This is a genomic window from Hyphomonas sp. (assembly GCF_965284475.1).
Lineage (GTDB): Bacteria > Pseudomonadota > Alphaproteobacteria > Caulobacterales > Hyphomonadaceae > Hyphomonas.
Window position 1 is genome coordinate 2,659,817 of record NZ_OZ260087.1, and the last position, 3,424, is coordinate 2,663,240.

The 3,424-nt window shown below is 60.1% G+C and carries 2 protein-coding genes and 1 tRNA gene; all 3 read left to right on the plus strand.

Annotation, left to right across the window (positions count from 1 at the left end):
• Positions 1–45 precede the first annotated feature (45 nt).
• The 3 genes from lon (at position 46) to ACQ66M_RS13050 (ending at position 3,395) form a co-directional block, all read left to right on the plus strand.
• The gene (gene lon, locus ACQ66M_RS13040; RefSeq protein WP_430404388.1) at positions 46–2,463 is read left to right on the plus strand and encodes an endopeptidase La; all 2,418 of its coding nucleotides are present in this window, start codon (positions 46–48) and stop codon (positions 2,461–2,463) included.
• A gap of 131 nt (positions 2,464–2,594) precedes the next feature.
• Positions 2,595–3,245, plus strand: a complete 651-nt coding sequence (locus tag ACQ66M_RS13045; protein ID WP_430404390.1) for an SDR family oxidoreductase — start codon at positions 2,595–2,597, stop codon at positions 3,243–3,245.
• 74 nt (positions 3,246–3,319) lie between these two features.
• Positions 3,320–3,395: transfer RNA gene (locus ACQ66M_RS13050), tRNA-Val, on the plus strand.
• Positions 3,396–3,424: the final 29 nt, after the last annotated feature.

Here is a 3,424-nt window from a genome sequence, read left to right on the forward strand (position 1 = left end):
AAGGGTCGCCGCAAGGCGGGGCCCGTATTCCAAGGAGGCATTCAAATGCCAAGACTGAAAAACCTTCCGGTGTTGCCGCTTCGGGACATCGTTGTGTTTCCTGACATGGTCGCTCCGCTCTTTGTCGGACGCGACAAGTCTGTGCGTGCGCTCGAAATGATCGACGAGGGCGACAATGAAATCATGCTGGTGGCCCAGCGCGACGCCGCGATCGATGATCCTGGCGCCGGTGACGTGCACGAGATCGGCACCGTGGCCACCATTCTCCAGCTTCTGAAACTGCCCGATGGCACCGTAAAGGTACTCGTCGAGGGCCAGACCCGTGCACGGCTGAAAACGCTGCATGACCGCGGCGACTATTTCGAAGCTGAAGTTGAAACCATTCCGGAAGCCGATAGTGACGGCGGTGACGTGCAAGCGCTGATGCGCGCCGTGCAGGAGCAGTTTGAGAATTACGTCAAACTCAACCGCAAGATCCCGCCGGAATCCGTTTCCACAATCGGCCAGCTGACGGAGCCGGGTAAACTGGCCGATGCCGTTGCCTCACAGCTTTCGGTCAAGATTTCCGACAAGCAGGAATTGCTCGAGCTTCCCGACATCAAGGACCGCCTCGAAAAGGTGTTCGCCCTGATGGAAGGCGAAATGGGCATGCTGCAAATGGAGCGGAAGATCAAAAACCGCGTCAAGCGGCAGATGGAGAAGACCCAGCGCGAGTATTACCTCAACGAGCAGATGAAAGCGATCCAGCGCGAGCTGGGTGAGCAGGGCGGCGAAGGCGGCGAACGCGACGAAGTGGCCGAACTCGAGCAGAAGATTGCCGATACGCCCTTCTCTGAAGAGGCGCGCGCAAAAGCCGAGGCTGAGGTCAAAAAACTGCGCCAGATGTCGCCGATGTCGGCCGAATCCACGGTCGTGCGCAATTATCTCGACTGGCTGCTGTCCCTGCCCTGGGGCCAGCGCAAGGATATCCAGACGGACCTGTCCAAGGCCGAGAAACAGCTTGATGACGACCATTACGGCCTTGAAAAGGTCAAGGAACGCATCCTCGAATACCTTGCCGTGCAGAAGCGCACCGGCAAGCTGAAAGGACCGATCCTGTGCCTGGTTGGCCCTCCGGGCGTCGGCAAGACCTCGCTTGGCAAATCCATTGCCGAAGCCACGGGACGCGATTTTGTTCGCGTGTCTCTGGGCGGCGTGCGTGACGAGTCCGAAATCCGTGGTCACCGCCGCACCTATATCGGCTCGATGCCGGGCCGGATCGTGCAGTCGCTGAAGAAGGCCAAGAGCGGTAATCCGCTCTTCCTGCTCGACGAGATCGACAAGATGGGCATGGACCATCGCGGCGATCCTGCTTCGGCCCTGCTCGAAGTGCTCGACCCGGAACAGAATGCGACCTTCAACGACCACTATCTCGAGGTCGACTACGACCTTTCGGATGTGATGTTCGTCACCACGGCGAACTCGCTCAACATGCCCCAGCCCTTGCTGGACCGCATGGAGATCATCCGGATCGCCGGTTATACCGAGGACGAGAAAGTCGAGATCACCAAGCGCCACCTGATCCCTCAGGTGCGGGGCGATCACGGCCTGAAGGACGAGGAATGGATTGTCACCGACGAAGCCGTTCGCGACCTTGCGCGGTACTATACGCGTGAGGCCGGTGTCCGGTCACTGAAGCGCGAGATTGCGCGTCTGGCCCGCAAGGTGGTGCGCAAGCTGGCAACGGATGAATCGCTGACCAGCCTGACCATCTCATCAGACAACCTCGCCGATTATGCTGGCGTGCGGAAATTCCGCTATGGCCTCGCTGACGAGACCGATCAGATTGGTGCCGTCACGGGACTGGCCTGGACGGAATCCGGTGGTGACCTTCTCACGATCGAGGCGGTCAAGATGCCTGGCCGTGGCAATATGAAAGTCACGGGCAATTTGCGCGATGTGATGAAGGAATCGATCCAGGCGGCCAGCTCGCTGGTGCGGTCGCGGTCTGTTGCCCTTGGCATAAAGCCGACCGTGTTCAGCACGAACGACATCCACGTGCACGTGCCGGACGGCGCGACACCGAAGGATGGCCCTAGTGCCGGTGCGGCCATGACTACGGCCATCGTCTCGCTGCTTACCGGCATCCCGGTGAACCGTGAGGTCGCGATGACGGGCGAGATTTCGCTGCGCGGACGCGTTCTGCCAATCGGTGGTCTGAAGGAGAAACTCCTGGCGGCTCTGCGCGGCGGCATCAAGACGGTGCTCATTCCGGAAGAGAACGAGAAGGATCTCGAGGAGATTCCGGACAATGTGAAGACCGGCCTGCGGATCGTGCCTGTGTCGGACATCAATGAAGTGCTTGAACTGGCATTGAGCGAACCGCTGAGCCCGATTGTCTGGTCCGAGGCCGACGAGGCTGCCTTGCAGGCAAGCCTGTCCGGCCAGCCATCATCCGCGTCGGACGCCGTTCGCACGCACTAGATACTTGCACATCAACAGGAGGCGGCCGCGTTCATGACGCGGCCGCTTTTTTGTGGCCTGTGCGCAAGGCGGAACATTGCCCGCTTGCGGCCATTGTTCTGTCAGGAAATCAAACAGACAGGAGACACGCCATGAGAATTCTCGTTGCAGGCGCGACAGGCAATACAGGCGCACGCCTTGTGCAAAAACTCACTGACGCTGGCCACACGCCGGTCGCCATGGCGCGTGAGAGTTCCGACACGAGTGTCCTTCCGGAGGGGTGCGAAATCAGGCGGGCGGACCTCACCGATCTGCATGGCGACGTCGCCGATGATGTGGATGTCGTGATCTTCGCAGCAGGTTCGGGCGGCCAGACCGGCAAGGATATGACAGACAATGTCGACCGCGATGGCGCCATTGCGCTGATAGACGCATCGGCTCGTGCGAACGTCAGCCGTTTCGTCATGCTCAGTTCTGTCGGCGCAGATGACCCTTCAAAGGGGGCGGATGGCATTCGGCATTATCTTGAAGCCAAGCAGATCGCCGACATGCACCTCAAGGACGCTGGCATGCCTTATGTCATCGTCCGGCCGATCACACTCAGCGATGATGAAGGCAAGGGTCGTGTCGAGCTGGCAGATCATGTTGACCGCGGTGGCAAGGTGACGCGCGATGACGTTGCCGCCGTGCTGGCTGAATCCGCAACACAGGCGGGCATGAATAGCAGAGTGTTCGAGATGGCGTCGGGCAATACACCGGTCGCACAGGGGGTTGCCGACGTCGCCGCCTGGCCGGACCAATGAGGGCAAAGCGTGCTTTTTGACACGCGCACTCTTGCTTTTTGGCGCAATTCTCAGCACAAGCCACCGACCGGATAGGGCGGTTAGCTCAGTTGGTAGAGCATCTCGTTTACACCGAGAGGGTCAGCGGTTCGAGCCCGTTACCGCCCACCACCGGACCCAGGTAACACGCAGCGCCGGTA